The following is a 25,749-nucleotide window of genomic DNA, read 5'->3' as shown; positions in this document are numbered from 1 at the left end:
AATGACACATCCCTTATATATTGAGAGGAAAATGAGATAGCTAAATATTAATTAGGGTTAAGAACGTATTCAGTATACGGAATAGCCAGATCTTTAGAACTTATGATGCTAATATTATAGGGTTTTTCTATTTTATTTAAAATAGATTTAGCTTCATCGGATATAGTACCTGTAGTTATTATTATTCCGTTATTTATATTATCACAAATCATTGCACCTAATAGTTTTTCAATTTCAAAGGCTGTTATGGAATCAGAAATTGAATATCTTTTACATTCAACATAAAATTTTTCACTATTTTTTTCACAAATTATATCCTTTCCACCATCTGGTCCTAAAGGAAGTACAACTATATTATTAAAGCCTATATTGGATAAATATTCACTACACCAAATTTCAAATTCATGAGGTGTAAGTCTATGAACTAAGTTATAAAGTAAGTCACTTTTTTTTAATTCTTTATAGGACTTATAATAAATAGTAATATTTTTAATTAGCTTACCTATTAAAGGAGAGAATAAAATTATTATAAAATAACTATATATTGTATTTAACTTCATTTATTAAACCCTCCTTAATAATATAATATTTATGATTTCTAATTGATTTTGTTAATTCATAACCATCAATAAGTTTAATTTCTATTCCACGATTTTGAGCGTTAAGGTTATTAGCAAATTCTATAGCATTACTTGAAAAAGTGCTATTAGTAATAATAATTCCTTTTTTACAATCATTAAGAACCATTCGAGCTAAAAAGCTTTGCACATCAGGCCTTCCAGTTGATTCCCATTTATCTTCATCTTTGGCAGTTTCACCTATTAGGTCATTTTGAATGCAACAAATAAGAATATCAGTATTATTTAGAGTACATTTAAAATTGGTTAAATCACTATTCCCACCAGGTAGAGCCACAATTTCTTTACATCCTAATATATCAAGATATATATTTATAATTTTAAGAAAAGTACTATAGTTGTTTCTTTGTATATCTTTTATTGATAACAATCCTAGCTCAATTTGTCTTTTGATTGCCTTATTATTTAAATTAATTGTTGCTTTTTCTATATAAGATATTAAGAATTTTAAAGCAAAAAAAGATAATACAATAAGTGGAATAAATCTAAAATATACCAAAAAAATCACCTCTTCTTAAGTATGAACAATTTTTTTACTTATATTCACATAAAAATAAATTTATTAATATTAAAAAATTTGTTTTATTGTAAACAATAGGGTATAATTATTATTAATAATTAATATATAAAATTGAAAAGTGTAGGAAAATGTTCTGATGGAGGTACGTATGGGGAAAGTAGTAAGATGCTCAATTATTATTTATGATGATTTTGATAATGTGTTAATTGCTGAAAGAGGAAAGAAGAATGAAAGAACATGGGGGATATTCGGTAAAGAGATTAAAGGTAAAGAAACTGACGAAAAGTGTATTAATAAAGCAATAGATAAAGATTTAAAATGTACAATTTTCGATTTAAAGCCATTTAAAGATTATACACTTGAAAATAATGATATATTAAGAGTCTTTACAGGAACAGTTAAAGAATATATTACTTGTCATAAAACTATAAGTAATACAAAATGGATAGCTAAAAACAAGTTAAATGATTATAATTTCAATGAAGAAGAACTTAAAATATTAAAAGACTTTTTTATGAATTAATTTAAGATAAAACCAAAGATGAGCTACAACGAAAAAAAGAGGGAAATAAATGCTTTATAGGGTAATAATAAAAAAAGAAACAGATAAATATTATATAGGTAAATCTTATGATAATAAAAAGTACAAAATATTAAAAAATGATAATATTAAAAATTTAAAAGTAGGCTTAGATTATCATATATATGCAAAGAAAGAAGAAAAGATGTTTGGTACAGTATTAATTCCTATTTCAGATGATGAAGCTGGAGTTGTTGATGTTCATAGGGAAAAATAATACATATTTGTGTTTAAGGACAAGAGGATATTTATCTTGTCCTTATTTTATGTTATAAAAAATAAAACTACTTTTATATAAATAAGAGTATAAAATAAATTTAAGCTTTAATAGGAGGGGACTTAAATAATGATAAAAAAATTTATTTCATATTATAAGCCATATAAAAAATTGTTTATATTGGATTTAATAGTAGCGACCATTGCAACCATATGTAGTTTGATATATCCGATGATGACAAGAGTATTAATAAATGAAACTATACCTAATAAAGAAATTAAAGTAATAGGTATATTTGCAATAATTTTAATGTTACTATATTTAATAAAGGCAGGCTGTTGTTATTTCATGCAGTATTTTGGGCATCTTGTAGGTGTAGGAATGCAGGCTGATATGAGAAGAGATATGTTTAATCATCTTGAAGAATTACCTAATTCTTATTTTGATAATAACAGAACTGGAGATTTAATGAGTAGAATGATTAATGACCTTATGGAAATATCAGAGTTAGCTCATCATGGACCAGAGGATTTGTTTATTTCTATAGTTATGTTTTTAGGGTCATTTATAATTTTATCAACAATTAACATACCACTTACAATATTAGTTTTTGCATTTGTTCCATTTATAGTTATATTTACTTTGAAGAAAAGAAAAAAGATGAATGATTGCTTTATGGAAACTAGAGTTCATACATCTAATATAAATTCAACTTTAGAAAACTCTATAGCAGGAATTAGAATTTCGAAAGCTTTTGTAGCACATGAATATGAAAAAGAAAAGTTTAATAAAGGTAATAATAAGTTTAGAGAAGTTAGAAAAAAAGCATATAAGGTAATGGCAGAGTATTTTGCAGGAGTTAATTTTGGCGTAGATATATTAGATTACGTTGTATTAATTGCAGGTGGGGTTTTTACATATTATGGTGTGATAAACTTAGGAGATTTTCTAGCATATATGCTTTACGTAAAATTATTTACTGATCCAATTAAGAAGTTAATTAATTTTGTTGAACAATATCAAAATGGTATGACTGGATTTAAAAGGTTTATGGAAATAATGAATGTGGAAAAAGAAAAAGAAAATCCAAATGCAGTTGAAATTAATAATGTAGAAGGAAATATAGAATTTGAAAATGTAAGTTTTAGCTATGAAAATGAAAGTGTGTTAAATGACATTAATTTATCAATAGAAAGTGGAAAGATGCTTGCATTAGTTGGTCCATCTGGTGGTGGAAAAACTACTTTTTGTAGTTTAATACCAAGATTTTATGATGTTGATAAAGGAGATATAAAAATTGATGGTAAAAGTATTTACGATATTAAACTTAATTCTTTAAGAAAAAATATTGGAATAGTACAACAAGATGTATTTTTATATACTGGGACTATAAAAGAAAATATTAAATATGGTAACCAAAATGCAACTGATGAGGAAGTAATTGAAGCTGCTAAAAAAGCCAATATACATGAATTCATCATGGAACTAAAGGATGGATATGATACATATATTGGAGAAAGAGGAGTTAAATTATCTGGCGGGCAAAAGCAAAGAATATCAATTGCAAGGGTATTTTTGAAGAATCCACCAATATTAATATTAGATGAAGCAACATCTGCTTTAGATAATGTAACAGAATATTTAATTCAAAAATCTTTAGAAGAGTTATGTAAAAATAGGACAACTATTGTTGTAGCTCATAGATTATCAACAATTAAAAATGCAGATGAAATAATAGTATTAACTGATAAAGGTATTGAAGAAAGAGGAAGTCATATTGAACTTATAAAAAAAGGTGGTATTTATGAAAATCTAAATAGATACTCAATGGCTAAATAGAGATTTATTTTATAGAATTATAATGAAAAAAGTAGGGCAAACTATCAGTAAGGATAAAATTATTGACTAATAATAATTATCGCTGTAAAATAAAACAAATAATATTAATATCCCCCTAAGGGGGAGTAGGAGGAAATAAAATGGTTAAGCATTTAAAAGAAAATGAATTCAATACAGAAGTAATTGATTTTGATGGAGTAAGTATAGTAGATTTCTGGGCTGAATGGTGTGGACCTTGTAAAATGATAGGACCTATCTTTGAAGAAGTTGCAGGAGAATTAACAAATGCTAAATTTACAAAAGTTAATGTTGATGAATGTCCAAATTTAGCTGGTAAATACAGAGTTGCAAGTATACCAACAATAATGGTATTTAAAAATGGAGCACCTGTTGATACTTTAGTTGGATTCATGCCAAAGAATCAATTAAAAGAAGCTGTTGAAAAACATCTTTAGAAGGTAGAGGTTACTATGGAAAGATATGATATAGCCATAGTAGGTAGTGGTCCAGCAGGATTATCTGCAGCTCTTAATGCAAAAATAAGAAATAAAAAGTTTATTATTTTTGGTAATAAGGAATTAAGTCATAAATTAAGTAAAGCTCCTAAGATTAGTAATTACTTAGGTTTTTATGGAGTAAATGGAGCTGATGTTAAAGATAAATTTCTTGAGCATATAGATAAGATGGGCATTGAAATTACAGAAGAAAGAGTTAATAACATATATGCCATGGGTGATTACTTTGCCTTAATGGTAAATGAGAAAATGTATGAAGCTACAACTGTAATTTTAGCTACTGGAATGGAATATACAAAACCAATAAAAGGTGAAGAGGAATTAATAGGTAAAGGTGTAGGTTATTGTGCTACATGTGATGCGCCTCTTTATAAAGGAAAAACTGTAACAATAATAGGATATAATAAAGAAGCAGAAGAAGAAGCCAATTATGTTAGTGAGCTTGCTGGAAAAGTTTATTATATTCCAATGTATAAAGGTGAAACTAGTTTAAATGAAAATATAGAAGTAGTTGCTAAAAAACCATTAGAAATAGTTGGAGAAGCAAAGGTTTCTTCAGTTAAATTGGAAGATGGTGAATTAGAAACAGATGGAGTATTTATATTAAAAGATAGTATATCACCTGGACAGTTAGTACCGGGACTAGAAATAGTAGATGGACATATTCATGTTGATAGAGAAATGAAATGCAATATTCCAGGATGTTTTGCAGCAGGAGATTGTGTAGGAAAACCATATCAATATATTAAATCTGCTGGAGAAGGTAATATAGCATCATTAAGTGCAGTTAAATATATCGATACTTTAAAAATGAAATAAATGTAATAAGGCATATAAATAATTTGTATTTATATGCCTTTTTCTTATGTCAAGTCTTGATTTAAAAATAAATACAAGTTATCATTAATGAGCACTAAGGATGAATAGTAAAGGATAGGTGAAGTATGTTGTTAGTAGTTGGTGGAATGATAGGCTTAGGAAAAAGTTCAGTAGCAAAAATTCTAGGAGAGCATTTTCAATCAGATGTTTTTTATGAATCTGTTGATGATAATCCACTTTTGCCATTATTTTATAGTGAGTCTGAAGAAGAGATACAAAGAAAAAGATATCCTTTCTTATTACAATTATATTTTTTAAATACTAGATTCAAAAGTATAAAAGAAGCGTTAGTTAATGACAATAATGTATTAGATAGATCTATATATGAAGATTGGTATTTTGCTAAGAAGAATATGGAGCTTGGAAGAATATCACAATTAGAAATGGACATATATGAAAATTTATTAAATAATATGATGGAAGAACTAGAATCACTTCCAAAGAAGGCACCAGATATAATGATTTATCTAAAAGGTTCTTTTGAAACTGTTATGAATAGAATCAAATTAAGAGGAAGAGATTTCGAAGTTGATGATAGTTTAAAAGAATATTATCATTTCTTATGGAAAGACTATGATAATTGGGTAAAAAATCATTATAAAGCATCTGAAGTATTAGTAATTGATATGAATGTCATGGATGTTGTAAATAATGAAGATGATAAAATTAAGTTAATACAAATGGTAGAAGAAAAATTAAAACAAGTAAGAAAATAATTAAGTAAGGAAATTTATATTCTGATATAAATTTCCTTATTTTTTTATTTTATAATGGAGTTTAAAATAATTAGTAAAAAAGAGTGAATAAAATCACTCTTTTTGCTATCTAAATGAATTAAATGAAGCATCAGATGGCATTCTCCAGTCGCCACGAGGACTTAAAGAAATTGAACCAACTTTAGGACCATCAGGTAATGCACTTCTCTTAAATTGTTGAGTAAAGAATCTATAAATAAATTTATCAAGCCATTTATTTATTTCTTCTTCAGAGTAATCATCTTTAAATGCTGCCTTAGCAAGAAGTTCAATTCTTTCTTTTGAAGAACCATGTTTAATAAAGTGATATAAGAAGAAGTCGTGAAGTTCATATGGACCAACGATATCTTCTGTTTTTTGAACAATATCCCCCTTTTCACTTTTTGGTAAAAGTTCAGGACTAACAGGAGTATCTAAAATATCTAATAAAGTATGAGAAACTTCTTCTGTAGATTCTTTTTCTGCTACATATTTAACTAAGTATCTAACTAGCGTTTTTGGAATTGAAGGATTAACAGCATACATACTCATATGATCGCCATTATAAGTACACCATCCAAGTGCAAGTTCAGAAAGATCGCCAGTTCCTATTAGTAAGCCACCTTCTTTGTTAGCTAAATCCATTAATATTTGAGTTCTTTCTCTTGCTTGAACATTTTCATAAGTTACATCATGTATATCTTTATCATGACCAATATCCTTAAAATGTTGAAGGGAAGCTTCAACGATATTTATTTCTCTTAAATCGGTACCTAATTCTCTACAAAGTGTTAAAGCATTATTATATGTTCTATCAGTAGTACCAAATCCAGGCATAGTAATAGTTATAATATTTTTATTATCGATTCCAAGTAATTTAAATGTTTTTACTATGACTAGTAAAGCTAAAGTTGAATCAAGTCCACCAGAAATTCCTATTACTGCTTTTTTTAGATTAGTATGTTCTAAACGTTTTGCAAGTGCTGATGATTGAATATTGAATATTTCTTTACATCTTTCTTCTCTTTCATGTTCATTAGATGGAACAAATGGATGTTTATCTACATATCTATCAAAATCTTTAATTTCTGTGCTTTTAAAATTGAAGTTAATGTTTTTAGCTTTAAAAGGTACAATTTTAGAAGCATCTCTATAACTTAAGTTTTTTAATCTTTCAGCATTTAGCTTAAATACATCTATACAAGAAGTTATAACTTCATTTTCTCTTTGAAATCTATTATTTTCTTTTAATATAGAACCATTTTCACTTATTATTAAGTGACCACTAAATAATAAATCAGTTGTAGATTCATGTACACCAGCTGAAGAGTAAATATAAGATGACATACATCTAGCACTTTGATTAGAAATTAATAAAAGTCTATAATCTTTTTTACTTACTAATTCATTTGATGCAGAAAGATTACCTATAATATTAGCACCTAGAAGTGAAAGATAAGAGCTTGGAGGTATTGTTACCCAAAGATCTTCACAAATTTCTATACCAAACTTATAATCTCCAGCAGTAAATAGCAAGTTTGTACCTAGTGGTATATTATCTTGGAAAGGTAAATCTACAGTTTCATCAACTAACATAGCAGCAGATGTAAACCATCTTTTTTCATAAAATTCGCTATAGTTTGGAATATATGATTTAGGAACTATTCCAAGAATCTTTCCTTCAAAAATAATAAATGCTGCATTATAAAGAACGTTGTTATGCACAAGAGGACATCCAACAGCAATTAATATATCTTTATTAATACTATTTTCGCAAACTAATTTAATTCCTTCTATAGATTTATTTATTAATGTAGAAGTTAAAAATAAATCAGCACAGGTATAAGAAGTAATAGATAGTTCGGGAAAAACTAAAAATTTAACATCTTTATTATAAGCATCATTAATACATGAGCATATATTTTCAACATTAAAAATAACATCTGCAACTTTAGTTTTAGGACATGCAGATCCTACTTTTATAAAATCCATAATATCATCTCCAATACGTTATATAATTTTAGTATTGTATTAGTTCTCTAATAAAATACATATAAATAAATAATAAAAGGAAAACCTTAGAAAATCAAATTATTTAAAAAATAGATAAATCTAAACGTTTTAAGAGATAATAAATACCTTATAAAACAATAAAAAATAACTTGCGAAAAGATTTAAACTATATTATAATGAGTTTGTAGTTAAGATTTAACTATTTGGAAGAATTAATACAAAAGAAGAATAATATAGTATATAATTAAATTATAATGAATGGTTTAGTAATAAATCAGGAAAGGGGGAAAAATAATGGTTGAGGTAATTAGTTGGATACTTGTTGCAGTTTTTTTAATTGCTATTGATGTTATTACTAGTAGTTTCATATTTATGTGGTTTTCTTTAGGAGCTATAGTTGCAATAATACTTTCTTTATTTGAAGTTACTGTTGTATGGCAAATAATAGCCTTTTTAATTGTTGGAGTTGCAACTGTTTCTATTGGTTATCCTTGGGCAAAAAAGAAATTCAAGGCTGATGTTAATCATGTACCAACGATGGAACAAACCTATATAGGTAGAACAATGATTGCAGAAGAGGATATGGGGAAGAACTCAAAGATAAAGGTAAGTGGTATTTATTGGACTGCTTATAATAAGGGAAGAGTAATAAAAAAAGGTGAAGAATATAAAATTACAGGTATTGAAGGAAATAAGTTAATTGTAAGTTCGAAGGAGGATTAAAATGTCAGGATTAATATTTTTAGTAGCATTATTAGTGATTATTTTATTAGTGCTATTATCATCAATTAAAGTTGTAAATACAGGGTACTTATATGTAGTAGAAAGACTAGGACAATTCCATAAAATTTTAGAACCAGGGTGGCACTTTGTAATTCCAGGTGTAGACTTTGTAAGAAAAAAAGTATCAACTAAGCAACAAATTTTAGATGTACCACCACAATCAGTTATTACTAAAGATAACGTTAAAATTTCTGTTGATAATGTTATTTTCTATAAGATGCTTAATGCAAAAGATGCAGTATATAATATTGAAGATTATAAAGCAGGTATAGTTTATTCAGCTACAACAAACATAAGAAATATACTAGGTAATATGACATTAGATGAAGTTCTTGCAGGAAGAGATAGTATAAATCAACAATTACTTGGTATTATTGATGAGGTTACTGATGCTTATGGTATAAAGGTACTATCAGTTGAAATTAAGAACATAATTCCACCAGCTGAAATACAACAAGCTATGGAAAAGCAAATGAAAGCTGAAAGAGATAAGAGAGCTACTATATTAGTGGCTGAAGGTCAAAGACAATCTCAAATAGAAAAAGCTGAAGGTGAAAAGAGAGCTAAAATTCTTGAAGCTGAAGCAGAAAAGGAAGCTAATATTAGAAGAGCTGAAGGTTTAAAAGAATCTCAACTTTTAGAAGCAGAAGGTAAGGCTAAGGCTATAGAACAAATAGCTATAGCTGAAGCAGAAGCTATTAGAAAAGTAAATGAGGCTATTATTGAATCAGGAACTAATGAAACAGTTATAGCACTTAAACAAGTTGAAGCACTTAAAGAAATGGCTAAAAATCCAGCTAATAAGCTTATATTACCAAATGAAACTTTATCATCACTTGGTAGCATAGCAGCTATTGGAGAAATGCTTAAGAAAGATAATTAATATAAAAAAGCATCGTATGAATTTATACGATGCTTTTTTATTATATATAATTAAAAGTGCTTATGAAAAATACTAAAATAAATATTAAAAGGAGTTCGTTTATATGTTAGCTCTATTTAAATTAGTTATTTTATAAATTAATTATCAATTAAGGTATACAAGCTATTATCTTGAGGTAGTATATTTTCTAATGAAGTATTGGTATATATATGCAATTCATGTAATGCTCTTGTACAAGCAGTATAGAATAAATGCTTATCTTCAATTGATAGATAACTTTCACCATCAGCTAAAATAACTCCATCAAATTCTAATCCTTTTGCAATATATGAAGATATTACATTAATACCAATCTTAAATTCACATTTATCACTAATTATTAAGTTTATATCATCATTTAGTTCTTTTAAAGAAGAATAAAGTTTTTTACTATTTTCTTTATTTTTACAAATAATAGCTATAGATTTATAACCTTTATCTTTCATTTCATTTATCTTAGTAGAAATCCTTTCTTCTAAATTATTATTAACAATATGAATAGTTGGATTATCACCAATTCTATCAACAGCTTCTATAGGTTCGTGGGTTTCTAAAATATCCTTAGTAAAGTTAGTTATATTACCTGTTGAACGATAGCTTTTAGTTAAAACTACTGTTTTAACATCATTAAATACATTAGTTATACTATTTCTACTTTTTACATTAGAATGTTTATCAATTCTTTGATTTAAATCACCCATAATTGTTAGTGAAGCATTTGGGAAAGATCTTTTAACTATTTCGTAGAATAATGGACTATAGTCTTGAGCTTCATCCACTAAAACATGTTTCATATTTCCGTAACTTCTGAAACCTTCTAATGAAGATCTTATATAAATTATAGGAGTAATATCTTCAAACTTTACTTCGTTATTGTTTAAATAATTTAAAGTTAAATCTTTTGTATTGTTTAAATCAATATCTGTATACTTTTCAATATTACTCCAAAGAGATTTATAAATAGCAACACTATCAAGTGTTTTAATCATAGCATCAACTTGTAAGTCAACTTGTGCTTTACAAAAATCATAGAATGTTTTTTTATCTTCAACATAATCAAAATGAGAATTATCTTTTGAAGATAAATATTTATTTTCTACTTGAGAGAATAAACTTTGTTTAACAACATCAATTCTGTTCAAGAAAGGAATATCCTTAAATCTTTCAAATATAGTTTTTTCTACTGATTTTTTGCTAACTATTTGTACACCTTCAATTGTAATAGGAGTTACATTAGTAATAAGTCTTGGAATATCTAATATAAATTTATTTAAAGTATTCATAAAATCTAAAGTATTTTTATATTCCATAGATTTAGTTCTTAATTTGAATGTTTTTAAATCAGTATGATTAGAGTAAATATAATCTAAATGATCATTTTTGCTTTCATATAAATAATTTGATGGTAAGAATCTCTTTGAAAAAATTTCAAATGTAGTTTGACGTATATTACTTTCACCAAGCTCAGGTAATACATCAGAAATATACTCTGCAAAAACTTCATTTGGACTGAAGATTAAAATATTATCAGCGCTAAGATTTTTTCTATGCTTGTATAATAGGTAAGCAGATCTATGTAATGCTATAGATGTTTTACCAGAACCAGCAGCACCTTGAATGAATAGTATTTTGCTATCATCACTTCTTATAATATCATTTTGTTCTTTTTGAATAGAAGCAACTATGTTTTTCATCTTATCAGTAGCATTTCCGCTTAACATTGATGTTAAAGCCTCATCACATAAACTTTCATTTGAGTTATGCATAAAGACTATTTCACCATTTCTAATGTTATATTGTCTAGTGAATTCTATATGACCTTCTATTCTTCTAACTGGAGCATCATAATATGCAGGACCAACTTCAAAGTCATAAAACATATTAGCAACAGGAGAACGCCAGTCGAATACAAAAATATCAAAATTATCTTCATCTTCTACAGTTGATAGACCTATATAAAAACTTTCTGATTCTTCGCCGTCTTCCTTAAAATCAATTCTAGCAAAATAAGGATTAGAAAGTTGCTTTTCTAAAGTTCTAATTCTTGATATTTTCTTAGCGTGCAATTGTTCATTTAATGCAACCTGTCCACAGTTTTCATTTATTTCAATTTCATCTAATTCATTTCTATTATCCCATAAAAATTTTCTATGCTTTATTATTTCTTTATCTTGTTCTTCACTTGAAACACCATAGCTAGTAAGTAAATCAGTAATTTTTCCTATTGTTTTATTTAAGTATTTATTTTCATCTTGTAGTTCTTTTCCGATAATCATTTAATCTCTCCTTAAAATAATGGTCATTAAATTTTAATAGTTTCTAATAGTGTATGTCAAGTAATGAATATAAATTAATACTTGAATAAAATGAAATTTTAAGGAAAAAATATTAATGACCTTTTAGGTTACGTAGGATTGTGTCGCAAGAAGTATCTTGTGGCACTTTTTTTATTCTTTTATTATTTCTGAACAGATTTTTGAGCTTTTTAATACCATAGATGTTCCATTACCAGGATGTATTGAAGCACCTGTAAAGTATAAATTTTTAATCTTTGGTAATGTACATTGAGGCCTAAATACTAAACTTTGATTTAAATTATGGCTTATTCCAAATGCAGATCCTGCATAGGTATTAAATATATTTTTTAAATCAATAGGAGTTAAATGATGTTTAAACAATATATGAGATTGTAGATCTTCTAATCCTGGAATTTTTGAAACAATACTCAACAAGTTATTGCTTAATTTACTGATGGTATCACTATTCCAATAAATATTTTTATAAAGTAAATTTGGAACTCTCACCATAATATTTATTGTTTCACATCCTAAAGGACAAAGTGAATTATCTATAGAACTAGGACAATAAATATAGAGTGACGGATTAGATGAGAGCTTTCCTTTAAAAGGAGCCTCTATGTTTTTTCTGAAATCCTTATTAATAAATATATTATGTACATTAAGTAAAGGATACTTTTTATCTAAAGCTAAATAAATAATAAAAGTAGAGCAGGAGTGTTCAAGATTATTAATGTTTTTTGATATCTGAGTGATAGATTTATCTTTTAGTAAATTATTAATTGCATAAGAATAATCACTTGAACAAACTACTAAGTCACTATGTATGTTTTTATTTTTTATTTTAATCCCTATAGCGGTATTATTTTTTAATAATATCTCATCTACTGGAGAAGAAAGATGAATTTTACCACCAAGATCTAAAATTAATTTTCTTAATGATTGAATATAGGAATACATTCCACCTTTTATATAATAAAGTCCTTGATATTGAGTTGCCGAAGGAATTAAATTATAAATACTAGGGGAACTAAAGGGAGATACTCCTACATACATAGATTGAAACAAAATATAATTTATTAATTTTTCAGATGATATAAACTTTTTACAGTCTTTATAGCAAGAGTTTAAAGTATGTAATTTATAAACTTTACTTAAAGTTAATGGATTAAAAAAGTTATTAGTATTTATAAATGATGTATTTAAAAAATATTTTTCAGCTAATAAATATTTTTTATAATTGGTTGATAAAAAGTTAAAGTAAGAATACATATCATTTAAATCATTATTTGTTATATTATTTATAGTTTTACAAAGAGATGGTAAGTCTGTTTGAAAAGTATAATTTGTATTATCATAATAAAAAACTTTATAAAGATTGTTAAGAGGAATAAAAGAAAAATAATCTTTATAATTTTTATTACAATAAGAAAAAATTTCAGTATAATCATTAGGAATCATTAGCAAGGAAGCAGTTAAATCAAATTTAAAATCAGCAAATTTAACTTGACTAATTTTGCCACCAAGCGATTTATTTTTTTCGTATAAATCAACATTAAAACCATCCTTTAATAACCTAGCAGCTATAGATAAACCACCTATACCACCACCAATAACAATTGCTTTTTTCATTTAAATCACATCCTTGAATTAAGGCTTAACCTCCTAATGTAATGTCTTGAGTTGAATACCATTCTAGTGCATCGTATATATGTTGAGGTTTAAAATCAGGCCAATAATCATCAACTACATAAAAATCAGAATAAACTGATTGTATAGGTAAAAAACCACTTAATCTTCTTCTTCCACCCCATCGAATAATTAAATCGATTCTAGAAATATCTTTTGAGTGTAATACTAAATCTAAATTATTTCTTTTTGTATGTGTTTGTCTAGATAAGTTTAAATCCCATTCCCAACCATAATTAACTAAAAAGTTTACCTTTATTCCACCTTTTCCAAAAGTCCTTCTTGTTGTAAAAGGTAACAATTCAGGGGGGAAGCAAGGAGATTCGATGTTTCCAATAACTAGTAATTCTGCGTTTTCATTAGATAGTAACTTTACAGCATCTATACAAGCTTTTATAAATGCATCCTTTTGAACAGTAGGTCTTTTAGTATTATCAGTAGTAAATCCATAGTAAGTTATTTCTTTTATACCTAGATTTTCACATAGTTTAAATAGTACAAGTCCAGGATTAATACCTATGTTATAACCCTTTTCCTTTGAAAGACCATTATTTTCAGCCCAACGTCTATTGCCATCAGGAATAATGCCAATATGTTTAGGAAGTCTCATAAAATCACTCCTTCTATTATATTTATAAATTTATGCTATATAGTATTGCTAATTTTAATAATGTTAATACAGTAAAAGTTTATTTTTGGATATAAAATTGATAAATAGCAAATAAAACGAATTAAAAATAGTAAAATTTAATTAAAATTCGGATATATGACGAAAAATATGTTAAATGATATCTGGTAATGTTGACAAATATAAATCGAATTGGTAATATTTAATTAACACGAAGAATATAAATAAAAAATATAATAATGTTCGTGTTTTGAAAAATATGTATGTGGAGGTATAGAATGTTAGGGTTTAAATGCATTTTTGTAGAAAAAAAAGATGGCTTTAATGTTGAAGCTAAGAGCCTTATGGAAGATTTCAAAAGTAATTTAAGAATAGAAAATCTTCAAGCTGTAAGAGTAGCAAATAAGTATATATTAGGTGAAATGAAAGAGGAATACTATCAAAAATCTTTATATACAATATTTGCTGAAAAGACAGTAGATAATTTATATGAAGAAAATCTTCCTATAAGTGATGATGAAATAGCATTTGCTGTAGAATTTTTACCAGGACAATATGATCAAAGAGCTGACTCAGCATCTGAATGTATTGGATTATTAGGAGCTGAGGAAAGAGTTGAAGTAAAATCAGCTAAGGTTATAGTTTTGAAAGGAAAATTAACTAAAGAAGATATAGAAAAAATTAAGAGTTACTATATAAATCCTGTAGATTCTAGAGAAGTAGCAATAGATAATATTGAACTTTCTTCAAAATTAGCAGAGCCTAACGATGTAGAAATACTTCATAATTTTATTAATAAAGATAGAAAAGAAATAGAAGACTTCCATAAAGAATTAGGACTAGCAATGAGTGTGGATGACTTATTGATGATAAGAGATTATTTTAAAAGTGAAGAAAGAACACCAACTATTACTGAAATAAGGGTAATTGATACTTATTGGTCAGATCACTGCAGACATACAACATTCAGTACTGCAATTGAAGATGTAACTTTTGAAATAGGTGAATTAAACAATGCAGCACAAAAATCATATGAAGCATATTTAAAATCAAGAGATTTCGTTTATGGAGAAACTGATAGAGACGAAACGTTAATGGATATAGCAGTTATTACTATGAAAGAAATGAGAAAAAGAGGTATGCTAGACGACCTAGATGTTTCTGAAGAAATAAATGCTTGTTCAATAAAAGTTAACATAGAAACAGATAAGGGTAATGAAGAATACTTAGTGATGTTTAAAAATGAAACACACAATCACCCAACTGAAATTGAACCTTTTGGTGGAGCAGCAACTTGTTTAGGAGGGGCTATAAGGGACCCACTATCAGGTAGAACATACGTATATCAAGCAATGAGAGTTACTGGTGCAGCAGATCCAACAGTACCAGTAGAGAATACTATAAAAGGTAAATTACCACAAAGAACAATTACTTTAGGAGCGGCTCATGGCTATAGCTCATATGGTAACCAAATTGGGTTAGCAACTGGACAAGTTTCAGAAGTATATCATCCAAACTATGTTGCTAAAAGAATGGAAGTTGGTGCTGTTATAGCAGCAGCACCAAAAGAAAATGTAATAAGAGAAGAACCACAATCTGGTGATATAGTAATTCTTCTTGGAGGAAGAACTGGAAGAGATGGTGTTGGGGGAGCAACAGGTTCATCGAAGGAACATACTGAAGATTCAATAAATGAATGTGGAGCAGAAGTTCAAAAAGGTAATGCACCAACAGAAAGAAAAATTCAAAGATTATTTAGAAATGCTGAAATAGCTCAAATGATTAAAAGATGTAATGACTTTGGAGCTGGGGGAGTTTCAGTAGCAATTGGGGAATTAACCAGAGGGTTAGATATCAATTTAGATAAAGTTCCTAAAAAATATGAAGGTTTAGATGGAACTGAAATTGCAATTTCTGAATCACAAGAAAGAATGGCTGTAGTAGTTAATAAGGAAAATGTAGATAGATTTATAGAGTTAGCTAAAGTAGAAAACTTAGAAGCGGTTGTTGTTGCAGAAGTTACAGATACTGAAAGATTAAGAATGTATTGGAGAGGTAAAGAAATAGTTAACTTAAAGAGAAGCTTCTTAGATACAAATGGGGCAAGACAAGTAACTAATGTAGAAGTTAAGTTACCAGGAGAATATCCTTTAACAGTTGGGGATGTAAATGTTAAAGAAGAGTGGTTAAATAACTTAACAAAGTTAAATGTTGCTTCACAAAAAGGATTAGTTGAAAGATTTGACTCTACTATTGGTGGAGGAACAGTTCTTATGCCATATGGTGGTAGGGATGCAAATACAGAACAAGAAGCAATGGTTGCTAAGATTCCAGTATTAAATGGAGTAAGTGAAGAGGCTACAATAATGAGTTATGGATTAAATCCAGATTTAGGAGTATGGAGTCCATATCATATGGCATACTACTCAATAATAGAAGCAGTTACAAAGCTTGCAGCTGTAGGTGGAGATTACAGAAAAGCAAGATTGACTCTTCAAGAGTATTTTGAAAAATTAGGAAAGAGTCCAGAAAGATGGGGTAAACCATTTGCAGCACTACTTGGTGCATACCAAGCACAAATAGATTTAGGAATACCTGCAATTGGTGGTAAAGACTCAATGTCTGGAAGTTTTGGAGATGTAGATGTACCTCCAACATTAGTAGCTTTTGCTGTTGGAGTAGAAAAGGCAAAGAATATAATTAGTGCAGAATTTAAAGAAGTTGGTTCAAAATTAGTATTCTTAATGGCAGAAAGAAATGAAGATTACACATTAAAGGTAGAAGGATATAAAAAGAATTTAGAGAAGTTACATGAGCTTATTTTAGAAGGTAAAGTAATATCAGCTTCAAGCGTTAAGTTTGGTGGAGCTTCTGAAACACTTTCAAAGATGGCTTTCGGAAATAAAATTGGGGTTAAATTCTCTAATCTAACTAAAGAGGAGTTATTCGGATTAAACTATGGAAGTTTAGTTTTAGAAGTAAAATCTGATGTAAATGTAGATGAAGAATTTAAAGGATGCGCTTACAAGGCAATAGGATGCACAATTAAAGATGAATTAATAGTTTCACAAGAATATGATTTGAATTTAAAATTAAATATTTTAGAAGAAACTTATGAAAAGAAATTATCAAAGGTATTTAAAATTAAAACTACTGATAAAAATGAATCAGTTAAGGAAGTCTTATACAATGAATCAAATGTTAAATCACCTATTATAAAGGTTGCTAAACCAAAGGTAATAATTCCAGTATTCCCAGGAACAAACTGCGAATATGATTGTGAAAGAGCATTTAGAAATGCTGGAGCAAAAACAGAAACTTTAGTATTTAGAAATTACTCTAAAGAAGCTTTTGCAGAGTCAATTGAAAACTTAGAAAAGCAAATTAGAGAAAGTCAAATAATAATGTTACCTGGTGGATTCTCGGCTGGAGACGAACCAGATGGCTCAGGTAAATTCATATCAACAGTATTTAGAAACGAAAGAATTAAAGATGCAGTTATGGATTTATTAAAGAATAGAGATGGATTAATGTTAGGTATTTGTAACGGCTTCCAAGCATTAATTAAGTTAGGATTAGTACCTTATGGTGAAATAGTTGATATTGAAGAAGATATGGCAACATTAACTTATAACGAAATTAATAGGCATATGAGTTCAATAATTAAGACTAAGGTTGTTTCTAAGAAATCACCATGGTTTAGTGGAGTAGAATTAGGAGACATCCACAATGTTGCAATTTCTCATGGAGAGGGTAGATTTGTTGCTCCAGAAAAACTATTAAAACAATTAGTTGAAAATGGACAAGTAGCAACTCAATATGTTGATAATAAAGGAAATATAGCATTAGACATGCCATTTAATCCAAATGGGTCAATGCTTGGAATAGAAGGTATAACAAGTCCAGATGGTAGAGTTTTAGGGAAAATGGGACACTCTGAAAGAATTGGAGAAAACCTATATAAAAACGTACCAGGAAACTTTGATCAAAAGATTTTCGAATCAGGAGTTAAGTATTTTAAATAAAATTTAAAATAGTTAAGAGTTAAGAATTAATAGTTAAAAGTTAAAGAATAAAGTCAGCGTAATTGATTTTAGAAACTTATTAAGGAGTTTCTACCTAAACTACTAACTATTAACTAAAAACTACTAACTACAAAAAGGTGGTTTTAAAAATGAAGGTAGCAATATTTTTTGGATCTAAATCTGATACAGAAATAATGAGAGGAGCAGCTAACTGCTTAAAAGAATTCGGAATTGAGTATAAAGCATTTGTTTTATCAGCTCACAGAGTTCCAGAAAAGTTAGAAGAAACTTTAAGAGAATGTGAAGCACAAGGATGTGAAGTTGTAATAGCAGGTGCAGGACTTGCAGCACACTTACCTGGAGTAATAGCTTCTCAAACAACAATGCCAGTTATAGGAGTTCCTTGTAAAGGAGCTATTGAAGGATTAGATGCATTATTTTCAATAGTGCAAATGCCAAAATCTATTCCTGTTGCAACAGTTGGAATAAATAATGCTTACAATGCTGGAATGCTTGCAGTTCAAATGTTAGCTGTTGGAGATAAAGAATTAAAAGCTAAATTAGTTGAATATAGAAAAGAAATGAAAGAAAAGTTTATAGCTGAAAATGGTGAAGGAGTGGATTTATAATGGAAAAATTAGAAATGATGTACGAAGGTAAGGCAAAGAAAATATATGCTACAGATAAGGCTGATGAAGTTGTAGTATATTACAAAGATGATGCAACGGCTTTTAATGGCGAAAAGAAAGGTCAAATCGAAGATAAAGGTGTTTTAAACAATGCAATTACGTCAATGTTATTTGAAATGTTAAATAACAAGGGAATTCCAACTCACTTTATTGAAAAGCTAAATGATAGAGAACAATTATGTAAAAAGGTTGAAATAGTACCACTAGAAGTGATTGTAAGAAATGTTGCAGCTGGTTCAATGGCTAAGAGATTAGGATTAGAAGAAGGAACAGAACTTAAAACAACAGTATTTGAATTATCATACAAGGATGATTCACTAGGAGATCCATTAATAAATGATTACCATGCAGTTGCTATAGGAGCAACAACTTTTGAAGAATTAGAAAAGATTTATTCTTTAACAGCAAAAATAAATGATATTTTAAAGGATATGTTCTTAAAATCTAACATAAGATTAATAGATTTTAAATTAGAGTTTGGTAGATATAACGGAGATATAGTTTTAGCAGATGAAATTTCACCAGATACTTGCAGATTCTGGGATGCAACTACTGGAGAAAAGTTAGATAAAGACAGATTCAGAAGAGATCTTGGAAATGTTAAAGATGCATATGTTGAAATCTTAAAGAGAATACAAGAATAGTTTAGATAGTTTCAAGTTTCAAGTTACAAGTGGTAAGTTGAGGAATAAAGTTGATTCAAATCAGTTTTAGGAAAAATAAACTTTAAGAAACTACGATAGCAGTTTCTACCTAAACTACTAACTCAGAACTAATAACTATTAACTCAAAACTATTAACTAATTAACGGGGGTAGGAGTATGAATCCAAAGTTGGACAATATTATAATGGATCCAAGTAATGATAAATTTAAAGATGAATGTGGAGTATTTGGTATTTATTCTAATAATCCATTAGATGTTGCTTCAGTAACATATTACGGTCTATATGCACTTCAACATAGAGGGCAAGAAAGTGCGGGTATAGCTGTTGCAAATGGTGAAGATATAAATATTAAAAAAGGAATGGGGCTTATAACAGAAGCATTTTCTCAAGAAGATATAGATAGTTTAAAGGGATTTGCTGCTATTGGACATGTTAGATATTCAACAAGTGGTGATACTAGAATAGAAAATGCACAGCCATTATTAAGCCAAACAAAGCTAGGACCAATAGCTATGGCTCATAATGGAACTTTAGTTAATGCAGATGTTATTAGAGAGTTATTAGAAGATGGAGGACATATATTCCATACATCAATTGACTCAGAAGTAATTGCTAATTTAATTGCAAGAGGCGCTAAAAAAGGTGTTGAAAGAGCTGTATTAGATGCTATTCAAGCTGTTAGAGGATCATTTGCAATGGTTATATTAACTGAAAATAAGCTTATTGGTGTAAGAGATCCACATGGAATAAGACCTCTTAGTTTAGGAAAAATTGAAGAAGGCTATGTATTAACTTCAGAAAGTTGTGCTTTAGATGCAATTGGTGCAGAGTTAGTTAGAGATATTGAGCCAGGTGAAATTGTTGTAATTGATGAAAATGGAATAAATTCATATAGATATTCTGAAAATACTCAATGTCAAACTTGTGCTTTTGAGTATATATATTTTGCTAGACCAGATTCTATAATAGATGGATTAGATGTTCATGAATCAAGAGTTAGAGCTGGAGAACAATTATATAAAGAATTCCCAATAGATGCAGATGTAGTTGTTGCAGTTCCAGATTCAGGTATACCAGCGGCAATAGGATATGCTAAGGCATCAGGAGTACCTTATGATACTGGATTTGTAAAGAATAGATATGTAGGAAGAACATTTATTACACCATCTCAAGAGGTAAGAGAAAGAGCTGTAGCGGTTAAGTTAAATCCTTTAAAGGTAAATATTAAAGATAAGAGAGTTATTCTTATAGATGATTCTATAGTAAGAGGAACGACTTCAAAGCATTTAGTAGAATCATTAAGAAGAGCAGGAGCTAAAGAAGTTCACTTCTTAGTAGCATCTCCAGTTGTTCAATATCCATGTTACTTTGGAATTGATACTCCTTACAGAAAAGATCTTATAGGAGCTAATCATTCTATAGAAGAAATGAGAGAAATAATTGGCTGCGATTCTTTAGGATATTTATCAATGGATGGTATGTACAAGTGCTTTAATGCAAATCAAGGATATTGTGTAGGATGTTTCAATGGAATATATCCAGTTGCGACACCAATAGAAACTGAAAGGTAGGTAATTTAAATGATAACTTATAAAGAGGCTGGGGTTAATATAGAAGAAGGTTATAAGTCAGTAAAGCTTATAAAAGAATATGCACAAAGAACAATGAGTGAATATGTTTTAAATGGTCTTGGAAGTTTTGCTGGAATGGTTGAATTACCAGAAGGATATAAAAAGCCAGTTTTAGTTTCGGGTACAGATGGTGTTGGAACTAAGCTTGAATTAGCATTTAAAACTAAGAAGTACGATACAGTTGGAATTGACTGTGTAGCTATGTGCGTAAATGATATTTTATGTCATGGAGCAAAACCATTATTTTTCTTAGATTATATAGCTTGTGGAAAGCTTGAAGCAGAAGTAGCTTCTGATTTAGTTAAAGGTGTTTCTGATGGATGCGTTATGTCAGAGTGTGCTTTAGTTGGTGGAGAAACTGCTGAAATGCCAGGTTTTTATAAAGAAGGAGAATATGATATTGCAGGATTTGCAGTAGGTATTGTAGATAAAGATAAAATAATAAATGGAAAAAATATTAAACCAGGAGATAAGCTAATTGGTATTGCTTCTTCAGGAGTACATTCAAATGGCTTCTCTTTAGTTAGAAAATTATATACAGATTTAAATGAAGAATTTAATGGAGAAGAGGTTTGGAAAACATTAATTACTCCAACTAAGATATATGTTAAACCAATATTAAACTTAATAGAAAAGTTTGAGATTAAAGGTATGTCTCACATAACAGGTGGAGGATTTATTGAAAATGTTCCAAGAATGTTTAACGGTTCTGAATTAACTGCAGAAATAAGAAAAGATAGTTATCCATTACCTGCAATATTCGAAGATATGATTAATAAAGGTGTAAGCAGAGATCATATGTATAATACATTTAACATGGGAATTGGTTTTGTATTATGTGTTGATGAAAAAGATGTTGATTCTGTTATTAAAGAACTTATTGAATTAGGTGAAAAAGCTTATGAAATTGGTATTGTAACAGCTGGAGGTGAAGGAGTTTGCTTAAAGTAGCAGTACTTGTATCTGGTGGAGGGTCAAACCTCCAATCAATTTTAGATTATGAACAAGATTCTTTTAAAGTTGAAATGGTTATTGGAAGTAAAGATGGTATTTATGGCTTAGAAAGAGCTAAAAACGCAGGAGTTCCAAGTTATGTTGTTTCAAGAAAAGAATATGGAGATGAAGTTTCAAATAAAATATTAGAATTAACTAAAGGTAAAGTTGATTTAATAGTATTAGCTGGTTATCTTTCAATATTAGATGGGGAAATATTAAAAGTATTTAAAGATAGAATAGTAAATATTCATCCTTCACTAATTCCAAGTTTTTGTGGAGATAAAATGTATGGAATGCATGTACATAATGCAGTAAGAGCTTCAGGGGTAAGGTTTACTGGATGTACAGTTCATTTTGTAAATGAAGAAGTAGATGGTGGGGCAATCATACTTCAAGAAGCAGTTCCAGTATATTTTGAGGATACTGCAGAGGATATTCAAAAGAGAGTATTAGTAGAGGAACATAAAATGTTACCTAGAGCTATTGATTTAATAAGCAGAGGTAAAGTTGAAATTATAGACGGTAGAGTAAATATTTTAAAATAGGGAGGATTTTTACATGATTAAAAGAGCATTAATTAGTGTATTTGATAAAACAGGTATCTTAGATTTTTCAAAGTTTTTAGCTGAAAGTGGAGTTGAGGTTATTTCAACTGGAGGTACTTATAAGCACTTAAAAGATAATGGAGTAGCTGTAACAGAAGTTAATGAAGTTACTAATTTCCCAGAAATGCTAGATGGAAGAGTTAAGACTCTTCACCCAATAATTCATGCAGGAATACTTGCTATAAGAGATAATGAAGAACATATGAAGACTATAAAAGAAAGAAACATTGAAACAATAGATATGGTTATAGTTAATTTATATCCTTTCTTTGAAAAAGTAAGAGAAGATTTAAGCTTTGAAGAAAAGGTTGAATTTATAGATATTGGTGGACCAACAATGCTTAGAGCAGCTGCGAAAAATTTCCAAGATGTTGTTGTTATTTCAGATGTTTCTGATTATGAAGCTGTAATGACTGAAATTAAGGAAACTGGAGATGTTAGCTACAAGTTAAGAAAGAAATTAGCTGGTAAGGTATTTAACTTAATGAGTGCTTACGATGCTGCAATTTCAAACTTTATGTTGAGTGATGAAGAAGAATATCCAGAATATCTTTCAATTTCATATAAGAAAAAGCAAAGTTTAAGATATGGTGAAAATCCACATCAAAGTGCTGCATACTATGTTTCAAATGAATTTGATGGTGGTATGAATGACTTTGAAGTATTAAATGGTAAAGAACTTTCTTATAACAATATAAAGGATTTAGATATTGCTTGGAAAGTTGCTAATGAATTTGAAGAAACAGCTTGTTGTGCATTAAAACATAACACTCCATGTGGTGTTGCAATAGGTGAGACTGCTGTAGAAGCTTATACTAAAGCACATGATGTAGATCCAACTTCTATCTTTGGTGGAATAGTTGCTATCAATAAGAAAGTTGATAAAGCTACTGCTGAAGAAATGGTTAAAATATTCTTAGAAGTAGTTGCAGCTCCAGAGTTTGATGAAGATGCACTAGAAGTTTTAAGAACTAAGAAGAATTTAAGAGTTATTAAATGTAATGTTAAACCATGCGATAAGAGATTCATGGTAACTGTTGATGGAGGAATCTTAGTACAAGAAGAAGATACTAAGCTTTTAGATGAATTAAAGGTTGTTACAGAAAAAACTCCAACTGAAGACGAAATGAAAGATTTATTATTTGGTATGAAGGTAGTTAAATACGTTAAATCGAATGCTATAGTTACAGTTAAAGACGGTGTTGCTGTAGGAATTGGTGGAGGACAAGTTAATAGAATTTGGCCAACAATGGATGCTTTAAGAAGAGGTGAAGGAGCTACAATTTTAGCTTCAGATGCATTCTTCCCATTTAGAGATATCGTTGATGAATGTTCTAAGTATGGAATTAAAGCAATAATTCAACCAGGTGGTTCTATGAGAGACCAAGAATCAATTGATGCTTGTAATGAACATGGAATAGCAATGGTGTTTACAGGAATTAGACACTTTAAACACTAAGAATAGTTAAGAAGTAAGAGTGAAGAGTGAAGAGTTAATAGTGAAGGTAGAAAGTCAGCTTAGGCTGACTTTCTGTGAATTTAAAAAATAGTATATTTGAGAAGAGGTAATGTTATATGAAAATTTTATTAGTTGGTTCTGGTGGAAGAGAGCATGCTATTGCTTGGAAATTGGCTAAGAGTGAAAAGGTTAGTAAGGTATTTGTAGCACCTGGTAATGGGGGAACTGCAACGACAAATAAATGTGAAAATGTTAATATTACTGATTTAGATGAGTTGGTAGTATTTGCAAGAGAAAATAATATAGCTTTTACTTTTGTTGGACCTGAAGATCCATTAACAAAGGGTATAACAGATAAATTTAAAGCAGCAGGATTAAGATGCTTTGGGCCTGATAGCAGAGGAGCCCAATTAGAAGGAAGTAAAGCTTTTTCTAAGGATTTCATGAAGAAATATGGAGTTAAAACAGCTCAATATGGAACTTTTACAGAATATGATAAAGCTAAAGCTTATTTAGAAAATTGTGAATATCCAATAGTTATTAAAGCAGATGGATTAGCTGCAGGTAAAGGTGTTGTAATTGCAGCAACTAAAGAAGAAGCTATGAAAACAATTAATGATTTCATGATTTCAGATATATTTAGTGGTGCAGGTCAAAAGGTTGTTATTGAAGAATTTCTTGAAGGTGTAGAAGCTTCAATACTTTCAATTACAGATGGTAAGACCTTAATACCTTTTATTTCAGGAAAAGATCACAAGCAAATTTTTGATGGAGATAAAGGACCAAACACTGGAGGAATGGGAGTTTTAGCGCCAAATCCATTTGTTACTGAAGAGGTAATGAAGGAGTTTGAAGAAAATATAGTTGCTAATACCTTAAAGGGAATTCAAGAAGAAGGATTTGATTTTAAGGGGATTATTTTCTTTGGATTAATGATAACAAAGAAAGGAACTTATCTTTTAGAGTATAATGTAAGAATGGGAGATCCAGAAACTCAATCTGTATTAACTTTAATGGAAAGTGATTTAGTTGATTTAGTTCAAGCGGCTTTAAACAGTAGATTAGATGAAGTTGAAGTTAAATGGTATGATGGAGCTTGTGTTAATGTTGTTTTAGCTTCTAAGGGGTATCCTGGAACTTTTGAAAAGGGGTTCGAAATCACTATTGACGAAAGTATTAAGGATAAAGTATTCTTAGCAGGAGCTCAATTAGTAGATGGAGTTCTTAGAACTAGTGGAGGAAGAGTTTTATCTGTTGTTGGTAGAGGTAGAACTGTTCAGGAGGCTAGAAAAGAAGCTTATGGATTGATTGAAAAGGTTGATTTTAAGGGGAAATATTTTAGAAGAGATATATAGTATATTATTAATGTAAAAAGCCATCGGCAGTGAACTGCCCCCCCCGTCAAGTAGACAGGGTAAATAGGG

The 25,749-nt window shown here is 28.9% G+C and carries 22 protein-coding genes; 16 read left to right on the top strand and 6 right to left on the bottom strand.

Going from position 1 to position 25,749, the window contains the following annotated elements; all coding sequences use genetic code 11:
- Positions 1–47: 47 nt before the first annotated feature.
- The gene (locus TY07_RS17420; protein ID WP_052330732.1) at positions 48–560 is read right to left on the bottom strand and encodes a restriction endonuclease; all 513 of its coding nucleotides are present in this window, start codon (positions 558–560) and stop codon (positions 48–50) included.
- On the bottom strand, positions 538–1,137 hold the full coding sequence (locus TY07_RS13355) for a restriction endonuclease (protein WP_042400927.1): 600 nt from the start codon (positions 1,135–1,137) through the stop codon (positions 538–540). The genes TY07_RS17420 and TY07_RS13355 overlap by 23 nt, the downstream gene beginning before the upstream one ends.
- A 169-nt stretch (positions 1,138–1,306) precedes the next feature.
- Here TY07_RS13355 and TY07_RS13350 point away from each other — a divergent pair, with 169 nt between their 5' ends.
- From TY07_RS13350 to TY07_RS13325, 6 genes are all read left to right on the top strand, one after another.
- The gene (locus TY07_RS13350; RefSeq protein WP_042400923.1) at positions 1,307–1,681 is read left to right on the top strand and encodes a hypothetical protein; all 375 of its coding nucleotides are present in this window, start codon (positions 1,307–1,309) and stop codon (positions 1,679–1,681) included.
- A 49-nt stretch (positions 1,682–1,730) separates the two neighbouring features.
- The gene (locus TY07_RS13345; RefSeq protein WP_042400921.1) at positions 1,731–1,955 is read left to right on the top strand and encodes a hypothetical protein; all 225 of its coding nucleotides are present in this window, start codon (positions 1,731–1,733) and stop codon (positions 1,953–1,955) included.
- Positions 1,956–2,084: 129 nt separating this feature from the next.
- Positions 2,085–3,794 carry an ABC transporter ATP-binding protein gene (locus TY07_RS13340; RefSeq protein ID WP_042400916.1) on the top strand — a complete coding sequence of 570 codons (1,710 nt, stop codon included), beginning with the start codon at positions 2,085–2,087 and terminating at the stop codon, positions 3,792–3,794.
- A 140-nt stretch (positions 3,795–3,934) separates the two neighbouring features.
- Positions 3,935–4,249, top strand: a complete 315-nt coding sequence (trxA, locus tag TY07_RS13335; protein ID WP_042400914.1) for a thioredoxin — start codon at positions 3,935–3,937, stop codon at positions 4,247–4,249.
- A 15-nt stretch (positions 4,250–4,264) separates the two neighbouring features.
- Positions 4,265–5,128: an NAD(P)/FAD-dependent oxidoreductase gene (locus TY07_RS13330; protein ID WP_042400909.1), complete on the top strand. Its 864-nt coding sequence runs from the start codon at positions 4,265–4,267 to the stop codon at positions 5,126–5,128.
- A 125-nt stretch (positions 5,129–5,253) separates the two neighbouring features.
- The gene (locus TY07_RS13325) at positions 5,254–5,904 is read left to right on the top strand and encodes a deoxynucleoside kinase (RefSeq protein WP_042400906.1); all 651 of its coding nucleotides are present in this window, start codon (positions 5,254–5,256) and stop codon (positions 5,902–5,904) included.
- A 105-nt stretch (positions 5,905–6,009) separates the two neighbouring features.
- Here TY07_RS13325 and TY07_RS13320 read toward each other — a convergent pair whose 3' ends face one another.
- A complete protein-coding gene (locus TY07_RS13320) occupies positions 6,010–7,914 on the bottom strand; it encodes an NAD(+) synthase (protein WP_042400901.1) in 1,905 nt (634 codons plus the stop codon).
- A gap of 315 nt (positions 7,915–8,229) precedes the next feature.
- On the opposite strand from TY07_RS13320, the gene TY07_RS13315 reads away from it, so the two are divergent.
- Together TY07_RS13315 and TY07_RS13310 are read left to right on the top strand one after the other, a co-directional pair.
- Complete coding sequence (locus TY07_RS13315; RefSeq protein ID WP_042400898.1) at positions 8,230–8,658, top strand: NfeD family protein; 429 nt, start codon at positions 8,230–8,232, stop codon at positions 8,656–8,658.
- Position 8,659: 1 nt separating this feature from the next.
- Positions 8,660–9,601, top strand: coding sequence for an SPFH domain-containing protein (locus tag TY07_RS13310; protein ID WP_042400895.1), 942 nt, complete (start codon positions 8,660–8,662; stop codon positions 9,599–9,601).
- A gap of 137 nt (positions 9,602–9,738) precedes the next feature.
- Here TY07_RS13310 and TY07_RS13305 read toward each other — a convergent pair whose 3' ends face one another.
- From TY07_RS13305 to TY07_RS13295, 3 genes are all read right to left on the bottom strand, one after another.
- Positions 9,739–11,916, bottom strand: coding sequence for a HelD family protein (locus TY07_RS13305; protein WP_042400892.1), 2,178 nt, complete (start codon positions 11,914–11,916; stop codon positions 9,739–9,741).
- 171 nt (positions 11,917–12,087) lie between these two features.
- Positions 12,088–13,569 (bottom strand): phytoene desaturase family protein, encoded by a 1,482-nt coding sequence (locus TY07_RS13300; protein WP_042400887.1) that lies wholly within the window; start codon positions 13,567–13,569, stop codon positions 12,088–12,090.
- A gap of 25 nt (positions 13,570–13,594) precedes the next feature.
- Positions 13,595–14,236, bottom strand: coding sequence for an undecaprenyl diphosphate synthase family protein (locus TY07_RS13295; RefSeq protein ID WP_042400884.1), 642 nt, complete (start codon positions 14,234–14,236; stop codon positions 13,595–13,597).
- A 296-nt stretch (positions 14,237–14,532) separates the two neighbouring features.
- Between TY07_RS13295 and TY07_RS13290 the strand changes: the two genes are divergently transcribed.
- From TY07_RS13290 to purD, 8 genes are all read left to right on the top strand, one after another.
- The gene (locus TY07_RS13290) at positions 14,533–18,279 is read left to right on the top strand and encodes a phosphoribosylformylglycinamidine synthase (RefSeq protein ID WP_042400881.1); all 3,747 of its coding nucleotides are present in this window, start codon (positions 14,533–14,535) and stop codon (positions 18,277–18,279) included.
- Positions 18,280–18,428: 149 nt separating this feature from the next.
- A complete protein-coding gene (purE, locus tag TY07_RS13285; protein WP_042400878.1) occupies positions 18,429–18,908 on the top strand; it encodes a 5-(carboxyamino)imidazole ribonucleotide mutase in 480 nt (159 codons plus the stop codon).
- On the top strand, positions 18,908–19,612 hold the full coding sequence (gene purC, locus TY07_RS13280) for a phosphoribosylaminoimidazolesuccinocarboxamide synthase (protein ID WP_042400876.1): 705 nt from the start codon (positions 18,908–18,910) through the stop codon (positions 19,610–19,612). Before purE ends, purC begins: the two co-directional genes overlap by 1 nt.
- Before the next feature lie 177 nt (positions 19,613–19,789).
- Positions 19,790–21,205 carry an amidophosphoribosyltransferase gene (gene purF, locus TY07_RS13275; protein WP_042400873.1) on the top strand — a complete coding sequence of 472 codons (1,416 nt, stop codon included), beginning with the start codon at positions 19,790–19,792 and terminating at the stop codon, positions 21,203–21,205.
- A 9-nt stretch (positions 21,206–21,214) separates the two neighbouring features.
- Positions 21,215–22,216 carry a phosphoribosylformylglycinamidine cyclo-ligase gene (gene purM / locus TY07_RS13270; protein ID WP_042400869.1) on the top strand — a complete coding sequence of 334 codons (1,002 nt, stop codon included), beginning with the start codon at positions 21,215–21,217 and terminating at the stop codon, positions 22,214–22,216.
- The gene (gene purN, locus TY07_RS13265) at positions 22,204–22,806 is read left to right on the top strand and encodes a phosphoribosylglycinamide formyltransferase (protein ID WP_042400866.1); all 603 of its coding nucleotides are present in this window, start codon (positions 22,204–22,206) and stop codon (positions 22,804–22,806) included. The genes purM and purN overlap by 13 nt, the downstream gene beginning before the upstream one ends.
- A 13-nt stretch (positions 22,807–22,819) precedes the next feature.
- Positions 22,820–24,325, top strand: a complete 1,506-nt coding sequence (gene purH, locus TY07_RS13260) for a bifunctional phosphoribosylaminoimidazolecarboxamide formyltransferase/IMP cyclohydrolase (RefSeq protein ID WP_042400863.1) — start codon at positions 22,820–22,822, stop codon at positions 24,323–24,325.
- A 116-nt stretch (positions 24,326–24,441) separates the two neighbouring features.
- Positions 24,442–25,680 (top strand): phosphoribosylamine--glycine ligase, encoded by a 1,239-nt coding sequence (gene purD, locus TY07_RS13255; protein WP_042400860.1) that lies wholly within the window; start codon positions 24,442–24,444, stop codon positions 25,678–25,680.
- Positions 25,681–25,749 lie beyond the last annotated feature (69 nt).

Source organism: Clostridium saudiense (genome assembly GCF_000577815.1).
In the GTDB taxonomy this organism is placed as follows: domain Bacteria; phylum Bacillota; class Clostridia; order Clostridiales; family Clostridiaceae; genus Clostridium; species Clostridium saudiense.
This window is presented reverse-complemented; position numbering and strand designations above follow the sequence as displayed.